This window comes from Syntrophus buswellii, from assembly GCF_046097065.1.
GTDB classification, from domain to species: domain Bacteria; phylum Desulfobacterota; class Syntrophia; order Syntrophales; family Syntrophaceae; genus Syntrophus; species Syntrophus buswellii.
The window spans coordinates 1,367,132-1,389,606 of sequence record NZ_CP175563.1; the positions used below are offsets into that span (position 1 = coordinate 1,367,132).

Here is a 22,475-nt window from a genome sequence, read left to right on the forward strand (position 1 = left end):
TAGGGGCCATGAAGGATAAAAAGGAGCGGAGCAAGCCCTGGGGAGGGCGTTTCCAGGAGCCGACCCATGAGCTTGTCGAGGCGTTTACGGCTTCGATCTCCTATGATCGCAGGCTTTTTCGCTATGATATCGAAGGCAGCATCGCACATGCCAAGATGCTGGCCCGCCAGGGGATCGTCAGCCGCGGCGAGGCCCGTACCATTGAGACCGGCCTGAAGGACATTCTGCGGGAGATCGAAGGGGGTGTTTTCGAATTTTCACCTGAAGACGAAGACATTCACATGGCGATTGAAAAAGCCCTGATTGGGCGAACGGGAGAGGCAGGGGCAAAGCTTCATACTGGCCGAAGCCGCAACGATCAGGTCGCACTGGATGTCAGGCTCTATCTCAGGGCCGAAATCATGGCGATCCTCGATGGTGTGGCATCCCTCAAGGCAGCCTTTCTCGAGCTCGCCGAGGAGGAGGCTGAAACGATCCTTCCCGGCTATACGCATCTGCAGAAGGCTCAGCCGGTCCTTCTTGCCCATTACCTCCTGGCTTACCGGGAAATGTTCGACCGTGACGAGTCGCGTCTTCGGGACTGCCATCGCCGGGTCAATGTGATGCCTCTGGGGGCTGCCGCTCTGGCAGGCACCTCTCTTCCCATTGACCGGGCCTACGTCGCCCGTCTGCTCAGGTTTCCCGAAATATCCCACAACAGTATGGATACGGTTTCCGACAGGGATTTTATCGCGGAGTTCCTTTTTGACGCCTCGTTGATCATGATGCACCTTAGCCGTTTCTGCGAAGATCTCATTCTCTGGTCCACCGGGGAGTTTCATTTTGTGGAAATTTCCGATGCCTTCACGACGGGCAGCAGCATCATGCCGCAGAAAAAGAACCCGGACGTGGCGGAGCTCATCAGGGGAAAGACGGGCCGGATTTACGGTAATCTTGTGGCTCTGCTGACCCTGTTGAAGGGGCTTCCCATGACCTACAACCGGGATCTCCAGGAAGATAAGGAGCCCCTTTTCGATACCGTTGATACGGTCAAAGCCTGCCTGAACATCCTGGGGGAAATGGTCCGGCATCTGAACTTCAACCGGGAAAAAATGGTTCAGGAGGCCCAGGGAGGCTTTTCGACGGCGACGGATCTGGCCGAGTATCTCGTCATGAAAGGTGTTCCCTTTCGAGAGGCCCATGGAATCGTCGGAAGGCTGGTCCGTTTCTGCGTTGATTCTCAGAAGGATCTGGCCTCGTTGTCCATGGAGGAATTTGGCCGCTTCTGCCCACTGATCGGCGAGGATGTGTACGATCGCCTTTCCATCCGGAGTTCGGTGCAGAGCAGGACAAGTTATGGGGGGACGGCAGGGATGCAGGTTCGGGAGCAGATCCGGCGCATTGAGGCCCAGGGCCGTTCTCGTCCCGGAAGAAGGAAGGCGCCATGACGCCTGTTCCGATGCATTCGCCGGGAAGGAGGCCGTCCATGGGGCGTTTCCTTGCCGTTCTTCTGCTGGCCGGGGCCATTCTCGGATGGATTCCGGGCTGCGGGAAAAAGGCCGACCCTGTTCCGCTGAGGATGGTCGTACCTTCCGCCGTTTCCGATCTGCGGGCGGAAAGGAGTGGGCAGGGAATTGAGCTGCGCTGGAGTGCGGACATCCCCGAAGGACGCTTCAAAATTCTGCGCAGCGAGCAGTTCCCAGATGAAGACCTCTGCGAGGGCTGTCCGCGGAATTATGTGGTGATTCAGGAGTTGAATCCCGGGGACCCGGGGCTGAAATACGAGGGAGCCGGACGCCGCTACTTATGGACCGATACCGACGTGAAGGTTGACAACAGCTATTTTTACCGGATTGTGGTATGCAACGCCCTGGGATACTGCAGCGAGCCTTCCGGGAGCGTGGCATTGCAAACGATGCAGCAGGGTGATTTAAAAGAACATGAATGACTTTCTATATGACAATCAGCAGTTGATGTGCGAGAAGGTCCCGGTTTCCCGGATTGCGGAAGAGGTGGGCACCCCCTTCTATCTCTACAGCTACGCGACGTTAAGGAATCATTTCCGCGTCTTTAAAGAGGCGTTTGCCGACGTGCCCCACATGATCTGTTTCGCCGTGAAGGCCAATTCAAACCTGGCCGTCCTCAAGGTGTTCATCGATGAGGGGGGCGGAGTGGACATTGTTTCAGGGGGGGAATTGTTCCGTGCTCTCTCGGCTGGAGTAGATCCGGGGAAAGTCGTGTATTCGGGGGTAGGGAAGCGCGTGGATGAGATTGAATACGCCCTGCGCTCGAACATCCTGATGTTCAACGTGGAATCCTGGCAGGAACTGGAGGTGATCAACCAATGCGCGCAGGGCCTCGGGCTCAGAGCGGGCATTGCTTTGAGGGTCAATCCGGATGTGGATCCAAAGACCCATCCCCATATCTCAACGGGACTCAAGGAAAACAAGTTCGGGATCGACATCGAACGCTCTCTGGAGACGTACCGCCTGGCGAACTCTCTGAAGCATGTCGATATCAAGGGAGTGAGCTGCCATATCGGTTCCCAGGTGACCCGCCTGTCCCCGTTTGTCGAAGCCCTGGATCGTCTTTCCGGTCTGGTGCGCCAACTCAAAGAGGAGGGTTTCGACATCCGCTATATTGACCTGGGGGGAGGGCTTGGCATTACCTACGATTCGGAGACGCCTCCTCACCCTTCGGAATACGCGGAAGCGGTTTTGTCGGCCGCCCGGGACCTGGATTGCACCTTCATCTTCGAACCGGGAAGAGTCATTGTCGGCAATGCGGGAATTCTCGTCACGAAAGTCCTCTACACGAAAAGTACGGACAATAAAAACTTCATCATCGTGGACGCAGGGATGAACGATCTCGTCCGACCGAGCCTCTACAACTCGTTTCATGCAATCCGGCCGGTTGCCTTGGACAACAGGAAGGAAATTGTGGCCGATGTGGTCGGTCCCATCTGCGAATCCGGAGATTATCTTGCCAAGGCGAGAAAAATAGCCTCTTTCGAGAGAGGCGACCTGCTGGCTGTTTTCAGCGCCGGAGCCTACGGTTTCACCATGGCTTCCAATTACAATTCGCGGCCGAGAATTCCGGAGATCATGGTGCGGGAGGATCGGTATCATATCATTCGTAAGCGGGAGACTTATGCCGATTTGATATCCCATGAGGAAATCCCGCCGTTTCTGATCAAACAGCCAGGGTAATCCTGAAAAAAAAGGGAGGCGGACAGGAGGAATATGTTTAAAGGAGCGATTGTTGCGATTGTGACGCCGTTCAAGAATGGCGAAGTTGATGAGCAAGCGTTGAGGGAGCTGATCGAGTTCCAGATCGAATCGGGAACGGATGGTATCGTCCCCTGCGGAACTACCGGGGAATCGGCGACACTTTCTCATGCCGAGCATGACCGGGTTATCGAGATCACCATTGACGCCGTGAAAAAGCGGGTTCCTGTCATTGCGGGAACGGGCTCCAACAGCACGGCGGAGGCCATGAGATTGACCCGGCACGCCCACGAGGCCGGCGCCGACGGCGCACTGGTGGTGGCACCATACTATAACCGGCCGAGCCAGGAAGGGTTGTATCAGCATTATAAGACCCTGGCTGAGAGCGTCCCCATGCCCATCGTCCCCTATAACATTCCCAGCCGCACAGGAGTGAACATTCTTCCGGAAACCGTGGCCCGGCTGGCGAAAATCGACAACATCGTGGGGGTCAAGGAAGCCTCGGGCTCTCTGAAGCAGATGAATGAAGTGATTCAGCTCTGCGACAGCACCTTTTCCGTTCTATCGGGAGACGATTTCTTTACGCTTCCCCTGTTGACGCTGGGAGGAAAGGGCGTCATCTCCGTGATTTCCAATGTCGCCCCGGCGGATATGGCAGGGCTCGTGGACGCCTTTGAAGCCGGAGACCTGAAAAAAGCCCGGGAGCTGCACGACCGGATGGTTTCCCTGATTGATGCCCTGTTCCTTGAGACCAATCCGGTCCCGGTCAAAGCGGCATTGGCAATGATGGGAAAAATGTCGGCTGACGTCCGTCTTCCTCTGTGCCGGATGTCGGAGGGGAATCTGGAAAGGCTGAGGCAGGCCATGCGCCATTATCGCCTCATTGCCTAGCAGCACAAGCCGTTGGATACGTTAATGAAATTCGCGATTTCTGTCCCGTGACGGGAATCGGCATGGCAGGGAGTGGAATCCATGGTGAAAGCCGTTGTGACCGGTGCCGGTGGACGAATGGGAGGCCGGATAATCAGTTTAATGGAGGCCGAGGAGGGGATCGATCTGGCGGCCGCCGTTGAAAGAGGGGATCATCCTGCAATCGGGCGGGATGTGAGTGAAATCCTGGGACTGGGAAAGCGGGGGGTTGCTATCGAGAGCGATTTTTCCGACTGCGTATCCCGGGGGGATGTCGCCATCGACTTTACGAGCCACGCGGCCTCGCTGCAGAATCTCCGATTCGCCGTACAGCATGGGAAGCCCATGGTCATAGGCAGCACGGGTTTTTCCCCGGAGGAGATGGAGGAAATCCTGGATTTAGCCGGGAACGTCCCCTGTGTCCTTGCCCCCAACATGAGTGTGGGCGTCAATGTCCTGTTCAAGGTGATCAGGACGGTGGCGGAAATACTCGGTGACGACTATGATGTGGAAATCCTGGAGGCCCATCACCACTTGAAGAAAGATGCGCCCAGCGGGACAGCCATGAAAATGGCCCACATCATTGCAGAGGCGTTGGGCCGCGATCTGGACGAAGTGGGGATCTATGAGCGAAAAGGGCTCATCGGAGAGCGTCCGCGGAGGGAAATCGGGATCCAGACCCTGAGGGCCGGAGACATCGTGGGTGAACACACGGTCCTTTTCGGCGCCGTCGGTGAGAGGCTGGAATTGATCCATCGCGCCCACAGCAGGGACAACTTCGCCAAGGGGGCCATTCGGGCGGCGAAGTGGGTGGTTGAGCAGAAACCCGGGCTCTATGACATGCAGGATGTCCTCGGGCTCAGGACGTAGAAAATCCGGGAAAACGAACTAAGTAGCGTAACCGTGGGGCAGGCGGAAGAGATTCTTTTGGAAGAGACCTCGGGGGTCATCTGTTATATCGGGATCGGCTCAAACCGGGAAGGGCCTGTGGGGCAGTGCCTGGAGGCCGTCAGGCGCATTGGTGACGTGAGCGGCGTTAAATATTTGCGCTGCTCATCGCTGTACAGGACCGAACCCGTCGGATTGAAAGACCAGGATGATTACGTCAACGCCGTTGTCGAGGTGAGGAGCGTCCTGAGCGCCAGGGAGCTTCTCAACGCCCTCTCGAAGATCGAGGCCGGCATGGGGAGAATTCGAACGGCCCGCTGGGGACCACGGATCATTGATCTGGACCTTCTTCTTTACGGACAGGAGGTCATTCAGGAAAGCGATCTCGTCATTCCCCACCCGGAACTTCATCGAAGACGGTTTGTTCTTGTTCCTCTCAACGAACTGGCATCCTATGTCATCCATCCGGGCTTCGGGGTGTCCATCCGGGGATTGATGAAGAGGCTTCAGGACGAAAGCAGAGTGGAACGTATCGTACAGGGTTGAATTGACAGCATGATTTTTCGTTTTCTTTTTTTTGTCGTTGTTGCTTATCTTCTTTACCGGCTCACAAAGGGCCTGCTGGGCACTGCATCCAGAAAGAAGCCTCAGGTAAGCCACTCTCTCGACGGACGAATCATTCAAGGGGGGGATCTCGTTCAGGACCCTTACTGTAAAACGTACATCCCCGAAAAGGATGCCTATAAAGGGACTCTCAACGGGGTCACCTTGAATTTTTGCAGTGAAGCCTGTTTCAAAAAATATGAAAGGATTCAGAAGAAAGAATCCTGAAAGGAAATGCCATGAAATTTTTTATCGATACGGCGAACATCCGTGAAATTGAGGAAGGCCTGAGCCTGGGAATGGTGGATGGCGTAACCACCAATCCATCCCTGATCGCCAGGGAGAAAAAGCCTTTCAAAAACGTCGTCGCAGAAATTCTGGAGAGGGTCAGTGGACCGGTCAGCCTCGAAGTTGTGGGGCTGAAAGTGGAGGAGATGGTTGAAGAGGGGAAAAAGCTGGCCAAGCTGGGTGAGCAGGTGGTGATCAAAGTTCCTATGACCACGGAGGGGTTGAAGGCAACCAAGATCCTGTCGTCAGAGGGGATCTCCGTAAACCAGACCCTCGTCTTCTCGCCGGTTCAGGCCTTGATGGCGGCCAAGGCCGGCGCCTCCTATGTCAGCCCCTTTGTGGGCAGGCTCGATGATGCAGCCCATAACGGCATGGATATTGTAGAACAGATTCTAGCCATCTATGATTGCTACGGGTTTGATACGGAAGTCATTGTGGCCAGCATCCGCCATCCCCGCCATGTTCTTGAAGGGGCGCTTATGGGAGCCGATATTGCGACCATACCCTTCAAGGTCATCGAACAGCTTGCAAAGCATCCCTTGACGGACAAGGGCATCGAATTGTTTCTCGCGGATTGGAAAAAGGTTGTTAAACTTGAAAAATAGGAAAGCCCCGTTTTGCCAGAGCATTAGATGACTATCTCGCAGAAAAAAATGAATCGACATCCACTGATTTCATCGGGGGAGAAAATCTTCAATCTGCCCAACATCATCACCATGGGGAGGATCGGTTTTATTCCGGTCCTCTTTTTCCTTCTGATGGACCCGGGTTTGACGTGGAGCCTGGTGATTGCATTCTGTTTTGTTGCCGCGGCGCTGACGGACCTCCTGGATGGCTATCTGGCGAGAAAGTATGAAATTGTCACAAAAATGGGCCAGTTCCTGGATCCTATTGCAGACAAGCTTATCGTGAATACGGCCATGATTCTCATGATTCCCATCGGCCGCATCCCTGCGTGGGCTGTAGCGATTACGATCATTCGGGATATTGCCGTAGACGGCATGCGCAGCATAGCCTCCGGGGAGGGACTTGTGATTGACGCCAGCTCCCTGGGAAAGAAAAAGACCCTCTGCCAGACTGTGGCCGTAACCGCTTTGATTATTCACTATCCATTTCTGGGAATCGACGCCCATGCCGTGGGCATGGTAATCCTCTATATTGCCCTTTTCTTTACGGTATATTCCGGCTTGGATTACTTTATCAAGTTCTATCACAGTACCCTCATGGGCAGGGAATAGGGGTGCCGGTAAGATTTCTATTGACAAAACAGGCCATCTATTATATTCAGGCCACCATTGCTGGGATTGAGGAAGCGGGCGTAACTCAGCGGTAGAGTGCCACCTTGCCAAGGTGGACGTCGACGGTTCGAATCCGTTCGCCCGCTCCATTTTTTTACGGCGGCATAGCCAAGTGGTAAGGCAGCGGTCTGCAAAACCGTTATACTCCGGTTCAAATCCGGATGCCGCCTCCATTTTAAGGGAAAATCGGGCGTGTGTTTTCACACGCCTTTTTATTTTCTTAAGAACGCCTTCCATTCCAGATGACGGGGATTTCCATGAAGCCCTCCAGGTCGTCCCCCTCTTCGTCAACTTCCCACGATTGTCCTGAGCCCGGTTTCACGTTCCCGAAATCCATCGGTACCGTTCAACCGTTCCCAGGGGGAAGCATCCGCCCTGCAGGGCTCCGAGAGGATCCGCGGCCTTAGAATTTCCGGCACTGCCGCCGGGCGGACCGGAAAGTCCGGGAGCCATTCATCAAGGAGAGACAATGCCGTTTGACAATCTCGAAAAGAGAAAGTAATTAGATGGCCTGTGACAGGCATGCAGGAATTCGGTTTGTCCCGGGGGAAAGGAGCAGACAATGGAGATTGTGGTCAAATCGGGCAAAATATCCGAGACGGGGAGCGAAGTATTCGCGCTGACTTTTTTTGACGGCGAGGAAGGGCTGAGCGGAGCGGCAAAACATCTCGATGAGATGTACGCCGGCAGGATCGATCGTATGATCCGGGAAGGAGATTTCCAGGGGCGTCTCCATCAGGTTTCCCTGCTGTATCCAGGCGGGGAACCGCCGATCCGGAGAATCCTTCTTCTGGGGTTGGGGGAGAAAAAGGCCTTTGATCTGGAAAGACTGCGCGGGGCCTTTGCCAAGGCGGCCCAGTATCTCCGCGGCATCAATATAAAAACGATGACGTCCTTTGTCGATTTTAAAAAATGGTCCGGTGAACGTTTCTCTTTTGAAGAGCTTACCGAGGCCATTGTTGAAGGAGTTCTTCTGGGCCTGTATCAGTTTACGCCTTTCAAGACCCTGGAGCGGGATAAGATCAAGGAATTCGAAGCGTTCACGCTCGTAGAAGAGCAGAAGAAGAACCTTCCCGCCGTACGGAAAGCGGCCCGACAAGCCGAAAGGATTGCCGGGGCTGTCTCCTTTGCCCGCGATCTGGTTTCCGCTCCGGCAAACGAGATGACGCCGGGAATCCTGGCTGACAAAGCCGTTGAAATGGCCATGTCCCGTCCCAGGATCAAGGCGGAGGTCCTTGACGAACGGCAGATGGAGGAAGCGGGAATGCATGCGCATCTTGCCGTTGCCAGGGGCAGTCATGAGCCGCCCCGCTTCATCATCCTCACGTATAAAGGGGTGGAGGGTCTGAAGGAAACGATCGTCCTGGTCGGCAAGGGAATCACCTTTGACAGCGGCGGCATCAGCCTGAAACCCGCTGAAAATATGGGTGAGATGAAATCGGACATGGCTGGAGCCGCCGCGGTGATCGCTGCCGTCCGGGCGGCGGCGGATCTGGAATTGCCGGTTCATATCGTCGCTCTCATCCCCGCCACCGAGAATCTTCCCGGCGGGCGGGCCTACCGGCCCGGTGATGTCCTGACATCCCTTTCGGGAAAAACGATAGAGGTGATCTCCACCGATGCGGAAGGGCGCTTGATCCTGGCCGATGCCCTTGCCTACGCCGGAAGGTATCAGCCCGGGGCGATCGTGGATTTGGCTACGCTGACGGGAGCCTGTGTCGTCGCCCTGGGAAAGGTCGCCATCGGAATGTTCGGGACGGATTTCGCCCTGAAGAAGGAACTGGCCGCTGCGGGACAAGCCACGGGTGAGCGGGTATGGGAATTGCCGCTTTGGGATGACTACCTTGAACTGATCAAGAGCGACATTGCCGATTACAAAAATACGGGCGGACGCTATGGCGGCGCCATTACCGCGGCCATGTTCCTCAGCCGGTTCGCCGGGGATTACCCTTGGGTGCATCTTGATATCGCCGGCCCCGCCTGGCTGGACAAAGGCCGGCCCTACGTCCCGAAAGGGGCATCCGGCGTCGGCGTCCGTCTTCTGATTTCATGGCTGAGGAACCGGAAGGGAACCCGTTGATGCTCCTTCTTCCGGAGAAGACAGACCGCCCTTCGGGGACGGTCCTTTAACGATGTGCGGGAAAGGAAGCGGCGGAGACAGGGCATGCCCCAGCTTTTAAAGGTTGAACATCTGTCTGCAGTCTTTGAAACCTCCCAGGGGGTCATTCGAGCGGTCGATGGGGCGGACCTGGAGCTTCAAAAAGGGGAAACGCTCGGCATCGTAGGAGAATCGGGATGCGGCAAGAGCGCCCTGGCTCTGTCGATCATGCGTCTTCTTCCTTCCCCTCCCGGAAGAATCGTTTCCGGTTCCGTTTTTTTTGCAGGGCGCGACCTTCTGCTTCTTGGCAGCGAGGAAATGCGCCGGGTCCGTGGGCGGGACATCAGCATGATTTTCCAGGAGCCGATGACGTCGCTGAACCCCGTCCTCCGGGTTGGCGATCAGATTGCCGAAGTTACGCGCCTTCACCGTCAGGAGAGCAAAAGGGAGTCACGGGATCACGCCGTGGAAATGCTGCACCTGGTGGGCATTCCCGATCCGGAAAAGCGCGTTCGGGACTATCCTCACCAATTGAGCGGGGGAATGCGGCAGAGGATCATGATTGCCATGGCCATGGCCTGCAATCCCCGGCTGCTGATCGCCGATGAGCCGACAACGGCCCTGGATGTGACGATTCAGGCCCAGATTCTTGATCTTATCGAACGCCTGAAATCGGAAAACGAAATGTCCGTTATTCTGATTACCCATAACCTGGGCATTGTCGCCGACACGGCACAGCAGGCTGTTGTCATGTATGCGGGATGGGTGGTTGAAAAGGCGCCGGTCAGGGAGCTGTTTTCTTCTCCCCTGCATCCCTACACGAAAGGGCTGATGCGCTCCCTGCCCAGGCCGGAAAGGGATTACGATCGATCCGCCTTACTCCCCGTCATTCCCGGGGGGGTCCCCGATCTCTACCTCCTTCCGCCGGGATGCCGCTTCCAGGATCGGTGCGGGCGGGTCATGAAGCTCTGCCGGCAGAGGGAACCGAGCCTGCTGGAGGTGAGCCACGGCCATGCCGTCCGCTGCTGGCTGTATCATCCGGAAACCCAGGCGGACCAGCCGGCGGGAGCTCCGGGAAGGGCTGAGAGAGGATACGAAGCAGGACTGAACGGCCATCATCATGGATAACAGAAATCCGTCTGGACATTCGAATAAAGGGGAGGCGCTGCTTGAAGTCATCGGGGCCAAGAAGATCTTTACCGTCCAGCGGGAGATTTTCAGCCGGGAACCGATCAGGATCCACGCCCTCAACGGGGTGAGCCTGACGCTCTTCAAGGGGGAGACGCTGGGGCTGGTTGGTGAAAGCGGCTGCGGCAAGTCAACCCTGGGACGCCTGATCATGCATCTGGAAAAGCCGACCGAGGGCCGGATCTTGTTTGGCGGGCAGGACATCCTCGCCTATGGACGGCAGGAATTGAAGGGTTATTTTCGAAGGGTTCAGCTGATCTTTCAAGACCCTCAGGCCTCGCTCAATCCACGCAAAACCGCCGGGGACGCCATAGGGGAGCCGCTGATCATTCACCGCGTCATGCACGGGGAGGAAATCCGGGAGCGGGTTTCCGTACTGCTGGAAACGGTGGGGCTGGCGAAGGATTCCATAGACCGCTATCCGCATGAATTCAGCGGGGGGCAGCGTCAACGGATCGGCATAGCCAGGGCCCTTGCCCTGCAGCCGGAGTTGATCATCGCCGACGAACCCGTGTCAGCCCTTGATGTATCCGTGCAGGCCCAGATATTGAACCTTCTGAAGGAACTTCAGCAGTCCTTTGGCTTGACGTATCTCTTCATCACGCATGATCTCGCCGTCGTCCGGCACATGAGCGACAGGATTGCCGTCATGTACCTGGGGCGAATCGTCGAGCTGGCGGAAAACCGGGAACTTTACAGCCGTCCGCTCCATCCGTACACACGGGTCCTTTTTGCCGCCATTCCGGGACTGTATCCGGGCAAGCCGCATCGGCGGATCCTTCGGGAGGACCCAGCGGCCCGGTTCACATCGTCCGCGGGCTGCCCCTTTTATCCGAGATGCCCTGAACGCATCGACCCCTGCAAGGATTCGAACCCGGAACTGCGTGAACGGCTTCCCGGGCATTTTGTGGCCTGTCATTTAGACATTGGACAGCACCCTGTTCAATGAGGAGGAAGAAGGAGCTTTTTATGAAAGAGGACACCGTTTTTTTCCCTTCAGGGAATTTGCAGCTGGAAGGTTCCTATGCTGAAAATGCCGGAGACAGGGGGGGCGTGGTTTGTCATCCCCACCCGCAGATGGGAGGTTCAATGGACAACAATGTTGTGGAATCCCTGGTTGCGGCCTTGTTCTTCAAGGGGTATTCGACTCTGAGATTCAATTTCCGCGGTGTGGGCCGCAGCGAAGGGGCTTACGGCAACGGGATCGGCGAACAGGAGGATATCGGGGGGGCCGTATCCTGGCTGAGGAACAAGGGGAAAGGCGATATTCTGCCTGCTGGATATTCCTTTGGCGCCTGGGTCGGAGCGAAATGGCTGGCCAATCATGACGGCGTGCGCCCCGCCGTGCTCATTGCACCCCCCATCAATCTGCTGGATTTTGATTTTTCCTCCCTTGCCGGCAAGATAGGACTTGTGGTCTGTGGCGGGAGGGACCCGTTCTGCGCCCATGAGCGGATGAGGGATATGGCGCGACAGATAAACTGTCGCTTTGAGCTTATTCATGACGCGGACCACTTCTTTTTTGGCGACGAATCGAAGCTGATCGCTGTTTTGGATGACTTTCTGAACCACGAAGGACATGAAAAATAGCGAATTCGGAGAAATGCTTCATTTCACCGGACGGATCCGACCTCCCGCAAAGCGTAAAACCCCGCAAATCGTAACGTCCTGAATTGCCTTGATCCTCTCGTACCGCATGGAGCGGATTGATGCTTCGCATCGATCCGCCTTTCAGGCCCGTCCTGGATCGGCGTCCCCCCAAAAATACTGGAATTATTATTGCAAGTCTTCCGTGGAATCACAACTATTCCGATCACCATTTTTACATATTAATGACAATCGCATTAAAAATTTGCCGGAGACACATGAATATGACTGAAAGCGTTCGGGAGAGAAGTATCTGTAATAATAACGCCTTATGTGACAGTCGTTTGCAGGTGGAAGAAATGGGACCATCCTGGCTATTCAGACATAACAACCTGATCCGGGACGTCATGTCCGGAGAATACATCAAAAAGCAGAAACTGACCAATATTATCAACCACATTCACTTCAAAGGGGATCCCCTTTATGCGCTCCTGAAGCATCCCCAGTACAATGAAGAAATTCTGGTCAAGGTTCATCCCGAGCCCTGCCTCGGTGACGAAGTGGTATGCCGCTGGGATTCGGAATACGAAGGATACCGGCTGGAGAGATATCATTTTGAATATCTGGTCATCAACCATGATCAGTCCATCATCCTTGCCAGACCGAGGAAACTTACCACCAATGATGGCGGATTAACGATGCAGCTCCCCGACTCCAGCCCCATCACGAGCAAACGGCAGGTTCCGCGCTTTCAATGCCATCAGATCAAGGTCGAATTGATGCAAAACGGCTTTCAGGCCACGGGAGAACTGGTTGATTTCAGTGCCCATGCCTTTCGCCTCCGCCTCAAGACGGGACTGTCGGCCCTGTTTTACTGGTTCAAGAGCGATGTGCCGGCCAGCATCAGACTGTTCAACGAACACGGCGTCTTCTACTCGGCAACCTGCCGCCATATCTACCAGCAGCAAAGCGTTGCCGGTGTTGAAATTGTCGTCAGTCCCATCCAGGTTGAAGATGAACAGCATGAAGAGAGGGTGATCCGGAATCACCGCACGCATAAATTACCATCGATTTCGGCCATCTTCGAGCATCCCTTCATGGGCAAAACCTTCCAGCGCAAAATTATCGATATTTCCACCTCGGGCTTCGCCATCAGCGACAAGTCCGATGCGGCCGTTCTGATCCCGGGATTGATCATCCCGAAAATGACGATCAGTTACGCCGGGCTTTTGAAGATTCACTGCAAGGCGCAGGTCATTTACCGCAAGGACGAATCATCGGTCCGTTTCGGGGTAGCGATACTGGACATGGGGATTGAGGACTACAATAAATTGAATCAGCTGTTGAACAATTTCCCCACAGACGATGAAGACATGATCAACGAGGTGGATACGGAACAGCTCTGGGATCTGCTGTTTGACAGCAATTTTATCTATCCGGCAAAATACCAGCATATCCAGGCGTTCCGAGAGAATTTTCAGGATACTTACAGAAAGCTCTACAGTGACTGTCCTGCCATCGCCAAGCATTTCACCTATCAGAAGGATGGGCGGATCTACAGCCATATCTCTCTGCTTAGGGCCTATGAAAAAGCCTGGATGGTGCACCACCATGCCGCAAGGACGATGGACGGCAGCCCGACGGGCCTGATCGTTCTGAAGCAGATGATCTCCTACCTTTACGATCTGAGGCGCTACCCGTCGGCCATGCTCGACTATTTCATCTGTTATTTCCGCCCTGGAAATAAGTTTACCGATAGGATATACACGGGTTTTGCAAAAGGAAAATTCAATCCGCGGGTCTGTTCCCTCGATCTTTTCTCCTACATCACTCATTCGGTCGGCGATGTGACGTTGCAGATGCCCGAGGGCTGGTCCGTGCGGGAATGCTGCAAGTCCGATCTGTGGGAACTTGAGCAGTTTTACATGCACCATTCCGGCGGAATGCTCTGCGATGTGCTGGACATGAAGAATCACAAGCAGCATTCCCTCGAAAACATCTATGCGCAGCAGGGTTTGCACCGCAAATGGCAGGCCATGGCATTGCATCATGCCGGTGAGCTCAAGGCTGTGATCATCAAGGAGGAGTCCGATGTGGCCATTAATCTGTCGGACCTTCTCAACGGCTTCAAAGTGTTTGTCATCGACCCTGAGACTCCGATGGATGCAATCCTCGCAGCCGTTGAGAACATTACCAGGGTGAAATCGGCGGAATCATATCCCTTGCTTATTTATCCGGCGGATTATACAAAGGACAAAGACGTGAATGCTGAGAAAGATTACATCATGTGGATCCTCAATGCACAGTATGCCAATGAATTTATCGAATATATCATGAAAAGATTCCGGATGATCATCACCTAGAAACCGATGGACGCAAACCTGTACAACAGTCGAGTCATTATTACCTTTCTCGAATATCTTCGGGAAAGGCGTCCCGATATTGACATCGAAGGCATTCTCAAGGATTCCGGGATCTCCTCTTACGAACTGGAGGATGAGGGGCACTGGCTGACGCAGAGGCAGGTGGATGGATTCCACGACGCCCTCATGGAAAGGACGCAGGACGCGACGATCTTTCGCGAAGCCGGGCGCTTCATGTCGGCCTCCAAGTCCGCCAAGGCGATCCGTCAGTTCATTCTGGCCTTTCTCTCACCCATCCAGGCCTATTTCATGCTCGGCAAAATCGCCTCCTATCTCAACCGCGGCACCACTTTTCATATCCGGAAGATCCGGCGGAACACCGTAGAAATCATCACGACGATCAATGAAGGCGTTCATGAACGGCCTTACCAGTGTGAAAACCGCATGGGCAGCCTTGAAGCTGTCGCTGAGATTTTTACGGGCAAACTGCCGATTCTTGAACATACGGAATGCCTGCATCGAGGAAGCGGGCAGTGCCGTTACGTCGTAACCTGGCAGGAACCCAGGTACATGAAATGGTGGCGCTGGCGGAATTATCTCATGATCCTTTCCATCCTCGCCATTGCAGGGTGCTCGTTCCTTTTCCCCTCCCTGAAACTGGCTGCCTTCATCGCCCTGCCGGCGGTTACCGTGATTGTAGGCATCGCCTTCTATTCCCAGTATCTTGAGAAAAAAGACATCTATGAGAGGACGGAAAGGCAGGGTGATGCGGCAAACCGCCTGCTCGATCAGATCACCATCAGTTACAACAATGCGCTTCTGGTTCAGGAAATCGGCCAGGCCGTCTCAAACATCATGGATGTCGACAGCCTGTTGAAGTTTGTCATGGAGACGCTGCAGAAGAGGCTTAAGTTCGACCGCGGCATGATCATGCTTACCAGTCCGGACAGGACGAGGCTTATCTATGCAAGCGGATACGGTTACAGCTCAGAAATTGAAGCCGTGCTTCAGAAGACTCAGTTCCATCTGGACAAGCCGGATTCCAGGGGCCCATTCGTTGTTGCGTTCAGAGAGCAGCACCCCATCTTCGTAAATGATATCAAAGACATTAAAAATGATATCTCAGTGAGAAGCCGGGATTTTGTTGAAGCCCTGGCCGTCAACTCCTTCATTTGCGTTCCCATCATCTATGAGGGAAAATCGGAAGGCGTCCTGGCTGTTGACAATTACCGTTCCCACAGGCCTCACAATCAAAGCGAAGTGAACCTTCTCATGGGCATCGCGCCGCAGATAGGGATCAGCATCAACAACGCCAAATCTCTCCGCAAGATCAAGGAAAGTGAAGAGCGGTTTCGAAACCTCAGCGAAAACTCTCCGGACATCATCTACACTACAGACAACGGCGGATTCATTACCTATATTAACCCGGTGGCGGAAGAAATCCTGGGGTACGCGACGCAGGAAATGATGGGGCGCTTTTTTTCGGAATTTGCCATGGCCGACGGTGGGAAGACCTTCAACCAGTTTTTTGACCGCGTGTGGCAGGGAAAAGAAACGATCAAGAACATGGAGGCCAAACTTCTGGCCAAAAATGGAAAAGAGCGGCTGTTTTACATGAGCGGCGCCCCAAACTTGAACGCCATGGGAGAGATGATGGGCGTCGTGGGGATTTTGAAGGATATTACCGAGCAGAGAAAGCTGGAACAGCAGCTTCACCATGCTTCGAGAATGAACGCCATCGGTCGCTTGACAGGGGGCATCGCCCATGACTTCAACAATATCCTGCAGGCGATTAATGCATACAACGAACGGTTGACCATGCGCAAAAGCGATGGCGATCCGGAGCTGAAGTATCTGATCAACATCAAGGAATTGATCAAGAGGGCAACGGACCTCGTCGGGCAGCTTCTCATTTTCAGCAGGAAGGCCGACAGCAAACTGGAGCCGATCGACATCAATGCGGAAATTCGAAAATTTTACGAGCTTCTCATAAACACGCTGCCGAAAAAGATTGATGTGGAGCTGGATCTGGACGAGCCTCTTCACACCATAAACGGGGATTCCGCTCAATTGGGCCAGGTGATCATGAATCTCACGGTCAATGCAAAAGATGCCATGCCTGACGGCGGAAGGATACGGATCAAAACAAAAAACATCGAATTTCCCACGGCGACCTATCGAAGCAGCGTCAAGATTGACCCCGGCCGATATGCCCTGTTCTCGATTTCCGATACGGGATGCGGAATTTCCAAGGAGAACCTCGATCACATCTTCGAGCCGTTTTTTACGACCAAGGAGGCGGGAAAGGGGACGCCCGCGTTCGACAGTTATAGGCATATTTTGACCTTTTGAATAGCGTAAGTCATTGAATTTTCACAGTCGGACTCTCAAAAAACTGAAAAACCTGTAGGCATGCGAAATATGTAATTATGCTTGACATCGTTGGTAGTCTGCGTTACATGAGTAGACATGTACGTCAGAACAATCTCCAGAAAAAACAAGAGCGGATCGACCACCACATACGTCCAGTTGGCGCATAATGTTCGGGATGCCAAAACGGGACAATCGAAAGCGGATGTTCTCTACACTTTTGGCCGCGCCGACTCCCTTGATGTCGATGCGATTCGAAGACTCACCAAGAGCCTGTCCCGCTTCCTCACTCCGGAAGAGGCTTTGCGGATTCAAGGGACGATAGAGGGTGAGGCTCCAATCCGATTCCTCAAGAGCGTTCCCATGGGTGGCGCCTATTTGCTCCGTGCTCTGTGGGAACAGTTGGGCATTCCCCAGGCTCTTTCTCAATGCATGAAGGATCGATCGTTTACGTCTCCGGTGGAATGGTCGACTTTTGCCATGGTCGCCAATCGGGCGCTGGCCCCGGATTCCAAAAGAGGCGTCGAGGAGTGGGTAAAAGAAGACGTGGCCCTGGGGAATCCTGAACCGATCGAGCTTCAGCATCTGTACCGGGCCATGGATGTTCTGCTGGAGTATCGGGAAACCATCCACAAGGAAGTCTACTTTGCCGTGGCGGATCTTTTGAACCTGGAGGTGGACCTGATCTTCTTCGATACCACTAGCACCTACTTCGAAATGGATGAAGAAGACGAGGAGGGTCTTCGGAGGTATGGTCATTCCAAGGATCACCGGCCGGATCTCCCTCAGGTGGTGATCGGTCTGGCGGTCACGAAGGAGGGCATCCCGGTAAAGTGCTGGACGATGCCGGGAAACACCTCGGACATGAAGACCGTGGAAAAGGTCAAGAGTGATCTTCTCGGCTGGAAGCTGGGCCGCTGCGTCTGGGTCATGGACCGGGGGATGAGTTCGGAGGAGAATCGTATGATCCTGCAGAAGGCCGGCGGCCATTACATCATCGGCGAGAAGCTCCGGGATAATCAGGAGATCCACCGTGAGGTTCTGGCCAAGCGGGGCAGGTTCACTTCCGTCCGGGAAAACCTGGAGATCAAGGAAGTGACCATTGGCGACGGGGAAAAGCGACGCCGGTTCATCCTGGTTCACAATCCTGAGGAGGCCAAAAAGGATCAGGCCACTCGCGAGAAGACCATCAAAAAGATTGAAGAAGCTCTGAAGTCCATCAAGGATCAGACCGGACACTGTCACACGAAGAACGTCTGCGCCCTTCTGTCCCACCGGACCATGGGCAGATACCTGCGGCAGTTGAAAAACGGGCGGATCAAAATCGACAAAGGGAAGATCAGAGAAGAGGCCCATCTGGACGGGAAATACATCATTTCCACCAGTGACGACACCCTGAGTCCTGAGGATGTGGCACTGGGGTACAAACAACTGATGGAAGTGGAGCGGGCTTTCCGAACCCTGAAAACGACTCTGGATCTGAGACCTGTTTATCACCGGAAGGATGAACGGATCGAAGCCCATGTGTTCCTCTGTTTCCTGGCACTCCTTCTGGTAAGGGTTGCCGAGAGGAAAACGAACATGCCTTGGGACCATATCAAAGCTCAAATGGAGCGCCTTCATCTTGGAGAATTTTTTTCAAAAGAAGGACGGGTATTACAGACCACCGAACCGACACCGGAACAAGTCAACATCCTAAAACTACTAAAGATATCTCCACCGCAACGTATTCGGCATATCCAGGTGACCCCTTAAAAATGTAGGCAAACGCCAAAAATTCGACAACGACTTATAACTATAATTTTACTTAAGAATTTCAATTTTGTTTACCTACCGCTGTCGAAGGTGGGGGACGGGAATCGGGCTGTCCGTTGTTTACGGCATCGTTAAAAACCACAACGGGTTCATATTCTGCACGAGCGAACTTGGATTGGGGACGACTTACGAGATTTATTTTCCTGAGACCACCGCCACCGCCAGTGTGGAGGTGTTTGAGGAAAGGCGGGAACCCGTTAAAGCAACGGCGCTGTCCGAGGGTCAGGAAACGATCCTTCTGGTGGACGACGAGCCGGCACTTCTTGATATCGGAAAAGAACTGCTTTCCCTGCTGGGTTATTCCGTTTTGACCGCCAATTCCGGAGAAAGCGCCTTGAGTGTGATTCATGAGCAGAAAGGGGGCATCGCCCTTGTCATCCTGGATCTCATGATGCCCGGTATGGGTGGCGAGAAATGCCTCTCTGAAATACTGAAAATCGACCCCGCTATGAAGGTGCTAATCGCCAGCGGCTTTGCGGCAAGCACGAGCCAGCAGGATCTCCTCCGTGCGGGCGCGGTGGATTTTATTCAAAAACCCTATCAAATCGATTTCCTGAGCAGGAGAATCCGCTCCATTCTGGATCAGCCGGCGGCATCCTCATGAGGCCGCATCCCCTTGCATAAAATGAGCGGGGTGTATGTGAAGCGGCGCGGATCCAGGAAAAACTTTCTGAAATCGGCAATAAAGGCCTCTGCCCCTCCCGGATAGTCCTTGAAGAAACACTGCATTTTTTCCGTTCCGATTTCCACCTTTTTCAGCCAGTTAAAAACATCCGCATGACGGGCCTCACCGTAGATGAGATGATGGGCCATCAATTCAACCTCGATATTCTGATATTTCTGATCATAAAGATACGAATAGAGTTTCCGTCCGGCATACGTGTCAAAATTGAACTCGTCGTCCATGTAGGTCATGAGTTTCGGCAACAGGGCATTCATCGGTTCGGGCATTTCATAATGGCCGAGGCAGTTGTAGTCAAGGTCGATCAGGCAGAGATAGCCTTCCGGTTTGAGCAGACTCCGAAGCCGTTTGACAATTTCCGGGCTTTCCTTGCGGAAATACTCGAGGACAAACCTCACCCAGATCACATCGAACTGTCCCAGGTCATCAATCGGGGCGGTCAGATCGCATTGGACGAATTCAATGCCCGGCTTACCAGCGTGATGTTCCCGCGCGTAGGCAAGCCGTTCAGCCGAAAAATCCGCTCCGACAACGCTCCCGGTCGGGGCGACCATGGAGTGCAGGATTTCCGTGGTGATTCCCGGTCCGCATCCCAGATCCAGGACCCGCAGGCCGGCTTTTACACCACACCAAAGGGCCTGTTTCCGAACCGCATTCGCGTCGGTTTTCAGTTCCAGGCGATGGGCCTCTTCATCGTTTTCCATGAGATAAGCCTGCTTGTGCTTCATGTTGTCACCTCCGAGTCCACACGGCAATGTCTGACCGCGCATCCTCTCCCTGTTGAGAGGGGAACAATCGTGTTCAATGAAAAAAAGGGGTCCTTCATGTTACATTAAAACAAGTAACGAAGGCTCATGGCCAGCAGATGAATGTCCGAATCATATTCGCCATTGGCAAAGGCTCCGTAGTGGTTGGTCGATTTGGTCCTGTCTTCCTGAAGCTGGTAGGCATAAGCCATCGATAAACCCACCTTGCCGAACCTGGCCTCGCCGCCCAGGCAGAACAGATGAACGTCGGAATCCGGGATGGACGGGTCGAAGGTCGTGTCGGGAACGGGATTTTGACCGTACAAATAGCCTGCATGGATGGCATACCTGCTGTTGATCCGGTATTTTCCCCCTGCATTGAAGGCGAAGGTGCTGCGCCAATTTCTCGGCGAGACGGCAAGGGTCTGTCCTGCGCCTTCGATCTTCAATTGGTCGAAGGATGACCAGTCCTCCCAGCGCAGACCCACTTCCAGGATCAGCCTGTCCGTGGGCTTATAGGCAATGCCGACGGCTACCTGCTGGGGAAGGGTAAGCGTGGTTTCGCCACTGATATCCTCCGGCAGAATGCTCATCGAAAGAGTGCCGTCAACATCGATCGTCACCTTGCTGCGATACGATACGCCTATGGAAAGGGTGTCTGTAGCATGCAGCAGGAGGCCCAGGTTGTATCCAAGTCCGTTTCCCGACCCTTCAAATTTCTGGTCGACATCAAAAGCGATATTCCTGCTTTGAAGGGTGGAATCCAGCAGGACGAAATCCAAACCGGCTGCGATCGAAAGTTTGGGTGTGATCCGCCAGGATACAACGGGATTGATGTTAAACGTGGTAAGCTCGGATTTTGTGGCTACATACCGGCCTTCCCAGCTTTCAGGCCATGTCGTGGCCAGGCCGAAAGGGTTGAAAACGCCGACGCCGGCGCTGAACGTCTCATTGAACCGGTGCGAGAGATAGAAGGTGCTCGGATAGAATACATCGTCCTGGGTCTCGGATTTTTTCCCGGTTGCGGCGCTTGTGAACTCCCGATCGGCAAAAATCAGGGTCGTTCCGACCTCGACCTGTGTTCCCGGAAGATCGTTCAGGAGTGCCGGATTGTAGAAAATCGCTTCGGGAGAGTCGGAGTGGGCGACAACGGCGGCCCCCTGTCCAAGAGCGGACGCCCCCTGGGTAAAGATGCCGAAGCCTGAGCCGAACGATATGGAAGGGAGGGACGTCAGCGCAGCAATCGCAAAATAGAGTATGACACGGAAGCTTAGTTTCGTATGTTTCATTCCCGGGCTCCTGGTTAATCAAGTTTCAAATAATAATCAATAATTATGCCACTGAACAAAATAAATTCTTTCCGGAGCGCATTTTTCAGCAAATAATGTGTCAGGCCCGGGTTGTAAGAGGGGATAGAAAAGCAGGAGGGCTTATAGATCAAGGTCTATAAGCCCTCCTGCTTTTCCCGATGCGCCGGCGGAATTCGAATCTGTGATGATTGGACGCACGGCGTTGTTGCCATCCGCTTTTCCCCCGTACCTGAAATGGTTTGGGCGGAGCCTAGCTCAGGTTGTGTTCTTTCGCCCACGCGAGAACATCAATGGGGCTGTCCAGGACTGTCACACCCGCGGCCTTGAGCGCTCCCTGCTTTCCAGAAACGGTTCCCGAGGCTCCCCGGACGATCGCGCCTGCGTGCCCCATCCTCTTCCCCTGAGGCGACTGCCGCCCGGCGATGTAGGCTGCAACGGGCTTGGTCATCCTTCTCGCGATGAAACCGGCCGCTTTCTCTTCCTGCTCTCCGCCGACCTCGCCGACCACGATCACGGCGTCTGTTCCTTCGTCCTCCTCGAAGAGTTCGAGGATATCGGCCAGGTTTCTCAGAACCACGGGATCTGCACCCATACCGACCACGGTGCTCTGTCCCACGTTTCCCTCCGAGAGGATGCCGGCGAACTCATAGGAAAGGGTCCCGCTTCGCGATATAATGCCGACCCTCCCCGGTGCGAACATGGAAGCCGGCATGATGCCCATTTTCCCCTTTCCGGGGACGAGAATTCCCGGGGTGGTCGGACCCAGTGCGAAGACGCCCCTGTCGAGGGCATAGCTCCGCATTTTCATGACATCCCGGACAGGGATGTGTTCCGGGACAATAACGATGAGTTTGATCCCGGCATCGATGGTTTCCATGAAGGCGTCCAGGACAAAGGCGGCCGGGACGAAAAACACGGAGGCGTTGGCCCCGGTCTCCTTGACGGCCTCCTGCACGCTGTTGAAGACGGGAAGCCCCTCTACAATGGTGCCGCCCTTGCCGGGAGTAACCCCGCCCACAACCTTTGTTCCGTATTCAAGCATCCAGTGAGCCTGTGCCTTGCCGATTCGTCCGGTAATGCCCTGCACAAGAACGCGTGTTGAATCGTTGATCAGTATGCTCATT

The 22,475-nt window shown here is 54.4% G+C and carries 19 protein-coding genes and 2 tRNA genes; 18 read left to right on the forward strand and 3 right to left on the reverse strand.

Going from position 1 to position 22,475, the window contains the following annotated elements:
- Window positions 1-8: 8 nt before the first annotated feature.
- The 18 genes from argH to ACJ77P_RS06200 all read left to right on the forward strand — a co-directional run bounded on the left by argH (window position 9) and on the right by ACJ77P_RS06200 (window position 19,217).
- Window positions 9-1,427, forward strand: a complete 1,419-nt coding sequence (gene argH / locus ACJ77P_RS06115) for an argininosuccinate lyase (RefSeq protein ID WP_408999286.1) — start codon at window positions 9-11, stop codon at window positions 1,425-1,427.
- 38 nt (window positions 1,428-1,465) lie between these two features.
- Complete coding sequence (locus tag ACJ77P_RS06120) at window positions 1,466-1,927, forward strand: hypothetical protein (RefSeq protein ID WP_367360417.1); 462 nt, start codon at window positions 1,466-1,468, stop codon at window positions 1,925-1,927.
- Window positions 1,920-3,188 carry a diaminopimelate decarboxylase gene (gene lysA / locus ACJ77P_RS06125; RefSeq protein WP_367360416.1) on the forward strand — a complete coding sequence of 423 codons (1,269 nt, stop codon included), beginning with the start codon at window positions 1,920-1,922 and terminating at the stop codon, window positions 3,186-3,188. Before ACJ77P_RS06120 ends, lysA begins: the two co-directional genes overlap by 8 nt.
- A 33-nt stretch (window positions 3,189-3,221) precedes the next feature.
- Window positions 3,222-4,097 carry a 4-hydroxy-tetrahydrodipicolinate synthase gene (gene dapA, locus ACJ77P_RS06130; protein WP_367360415.1) on the forward strand — a complete coding sequence of 292 codons (876 nt, stop codon included), beginning with the start codon at window positions 3,222-3,224 and terminating at the stop codon, window positions 4,095-4,097.
- Between the two features lie 81 nt (window positions 4,098-4,178).
- Window positions 4,179-4,985, forward strand: coding sequence for a 4-hydroxy-tetrahydrodipicolinate reductase (gene dapB, locus ACJ77P_RS06135; protein ID WP_408999287.1), 807 nt, complete (start codon window positions 4,179-4,181; stop codon window positions 4,983-4,985).
- A gap of 57 nt (window positions 4,986-5,042) precedes the next feature.
- On the forward strand, window positions 5,043-5,549 hold the full coding sequence (gene folK, locus ACJ77P_RS06140) for a 2-amino-4-hydroxy-6-hydroxymethyldihydropteridine diphosphokinase (RefSeq protein ID WP_367360413.1): 507 nt from the start codon (window positions 5,043-5,045) through the stop codon (window positions 5,547-5,549).
- A 296-nt stretch (window positions 5,550-5,845) separates the two neighbouring features.
- Window positions 5,846-6,499, forward strand: coding sequence for a fructose-6-phosphate aldolase (gene fsa / locus ACJ77P_RS06145; RefSeq protein WP_408999288.1), 654 nt, complete (start codon window positions 5,846-5,848; stop codon window positions 6,497-6,499).
- Between the two features lie 48 nt (window positions 6,500-6,547).
- The gene (gene pgsA, locus ACJ77P_RS06150; RefSeq protein ID WP_408999289.1) at window positions 6,548-7,132 is read left to right on the forward strand and encodes a CDP-diacylglycerol--glycerol-3-phosphate 3-phosphatidyltransferase; all 585 of its coding nucleotides are present in this window, start codon (window positions 6,548-6,550) and stop codon (window positions 7,130-7,132) included.
- A gap of 74 nt (window positions 7,133-7,206) precedes the next feature.
- Window positions 7,207-7,281 (forward strand) — tRNA-Gly (locus ACJ77P_RS06155).
- Window positions 7,282-7,290: 9 nt separating this feature from the next.
- Window positions 7,291-7,365: transfer RNA gene (locus ACJ77P_RS06160), tRNA-Cys, on the forward strand.
- Window positions 7,366-7,754: 389 nt separating this feature from the next.
- Window positions 7,755-9,272, forward strand: coding sequence for a leucyl aminopeptidase (locus tag ACJ77P_RS06165; RefSeq protein ID WP_408999290.1), 1,518 nt, complete (start codon window positions 7,755-7,757; stop codon window positions 9,270-9,272).
- An 84-nt stretch (window positions 9,273-9,356) separates the two neighbouring features.
- Window positions 9,357-10,418, forward strand: coding sequence for an ABC transporter ATP-binding protein (locus ACJ77P_RS06170; RefSeq protein ID WP_367360409.1), 1,062 nt, complete (start codon window positions 9,357-9,359; stop codon window positions 10,416-10,418).
- Window positions 10,411-11,427: an ABC transporter ATP-binding protein gene (locus ACJ77P_RS06175; protein ID WP_408999291.1), complete on the forward strand. Its 1,017-nt coding sequence runs from the start codon at window positions 10,411-10,413 to the stop codon at window positions 11,425-11,427. The genes ACJ77P_RS06170 and ACJ77P_RS06175 overlap by 8 nt, the downstream gene beginning before the upstream one ends.
- 20 nt (window positions 11,428-11,447) lie before the next feature.
- Window positions 11,448-12,068, forward strand: coding sequence for an alpha/beta hydrolase (locus tag ACJ77P_RS06180; protein ID WP_367360407.1), 621 nt, complete (start codon window positions 11,448-11,450; stop codon window positions 12,066-12,068).
- A gap of 356 nt (window positions 12,069-12,424) precedes the next feature.
- Complete coding sequence (locus ACJ77P_RS06185; protein ID WP_367360406.1) at window positions 12,425-14,428, forward strand: PilZ domain-containing protein; 2,004 nt, start codon at window positions 12,425-12,427, stop codon at window positions 14,426-14,428.
- A gap of 6 nt (window positions 14,429-14,434) precedes the next feature.
- On the forward strand, window positions 14,435-16,780 hold the full coding sequence (locus ACJ77P_RS06190; RefSeq protein WP_408999292.1) for a PAS domain S-box protein: 2,346 nt from the start codon (window positions 14,435-14,437) through the stop codon (window positions 16,778-16,780).
- Between the two features lie 117 nt (window positions 16,781-16,897).
- Window positions 16,898-18,553, forward strand: coding sequence for an IS1634 family transposase (locus tag ACJ77P_RS06195; protein WP_408998694.1), 1,656 nt, complete (start codon window positions 16,898-16,900; stop codon window positions 18,551-18,553).
- A 67-nt stretch (window positions 18,554-18,620) separates the two neighbouring features.
- The gene (locus tag ACJ77P_RS06200) at window positions 18,621-19,217 is read left to right on the forward strand and encodes a response regulator (protein ID WP_408999293.1); all 597 of its coding nucleotides are present in this window, start codon (window positions 18,621-18,623) and stop codon (window positions 19,215-19,217) included.
- On the opposite strand, the gene ACJ77P_RS06205 is transcribed toward ACJ77P_RS06200, so the two are convergent.
- The 3 genes from ACJ77P_RS06205 to sucD form a co-directional block, all read right to left on the reverse strand.
- Entirely contained in the window at window positions 19,196-20,023 is an 828-nt protein-coding gene (locus ACJ77P_RS06205) for a bifunctional 2-polyprenyl-6-hydroxyphenol methylase/3-demethylubiquinol 3-O-methyltransferase UbiG (RefSeq protein ID WP_367360404.1), read from the reverse strand. The genes ACJ77P_RS06200 and ACJ77P_RS06205 overlap by 22 nt on opposite strands.
- Before the next feature lie 104 nt (window positions 20,024-20,127).
- Window positions 20,128-21,330, reverse strand: coding sequence for an OmpP1/FadL family transporter (locus tag ACJ77P_RS06210; RefSeq protein ID WP_408999294.1), 1,203 nt, complete (start codon window positions 21,328-21,330; stop codon window positions 20,128-20,130).
- A gap of 271 nt (window positions 21,331-21,601) precedes the next feature.
- On the reverse strand, window positions 21,602-22,474 hold the full coding sequence (gene sucD / locus ACJ77P_RS06215; RefSeq protein ID WP_367360402.1) for a succinate--CoA ligase subunit alpha: 873 nt from the start codon (window positions 22,472-22,474) through the stop codon (window positions 21,602-21,604).
- Window position 22,475 lies beyond the last annotated feature (1 nt).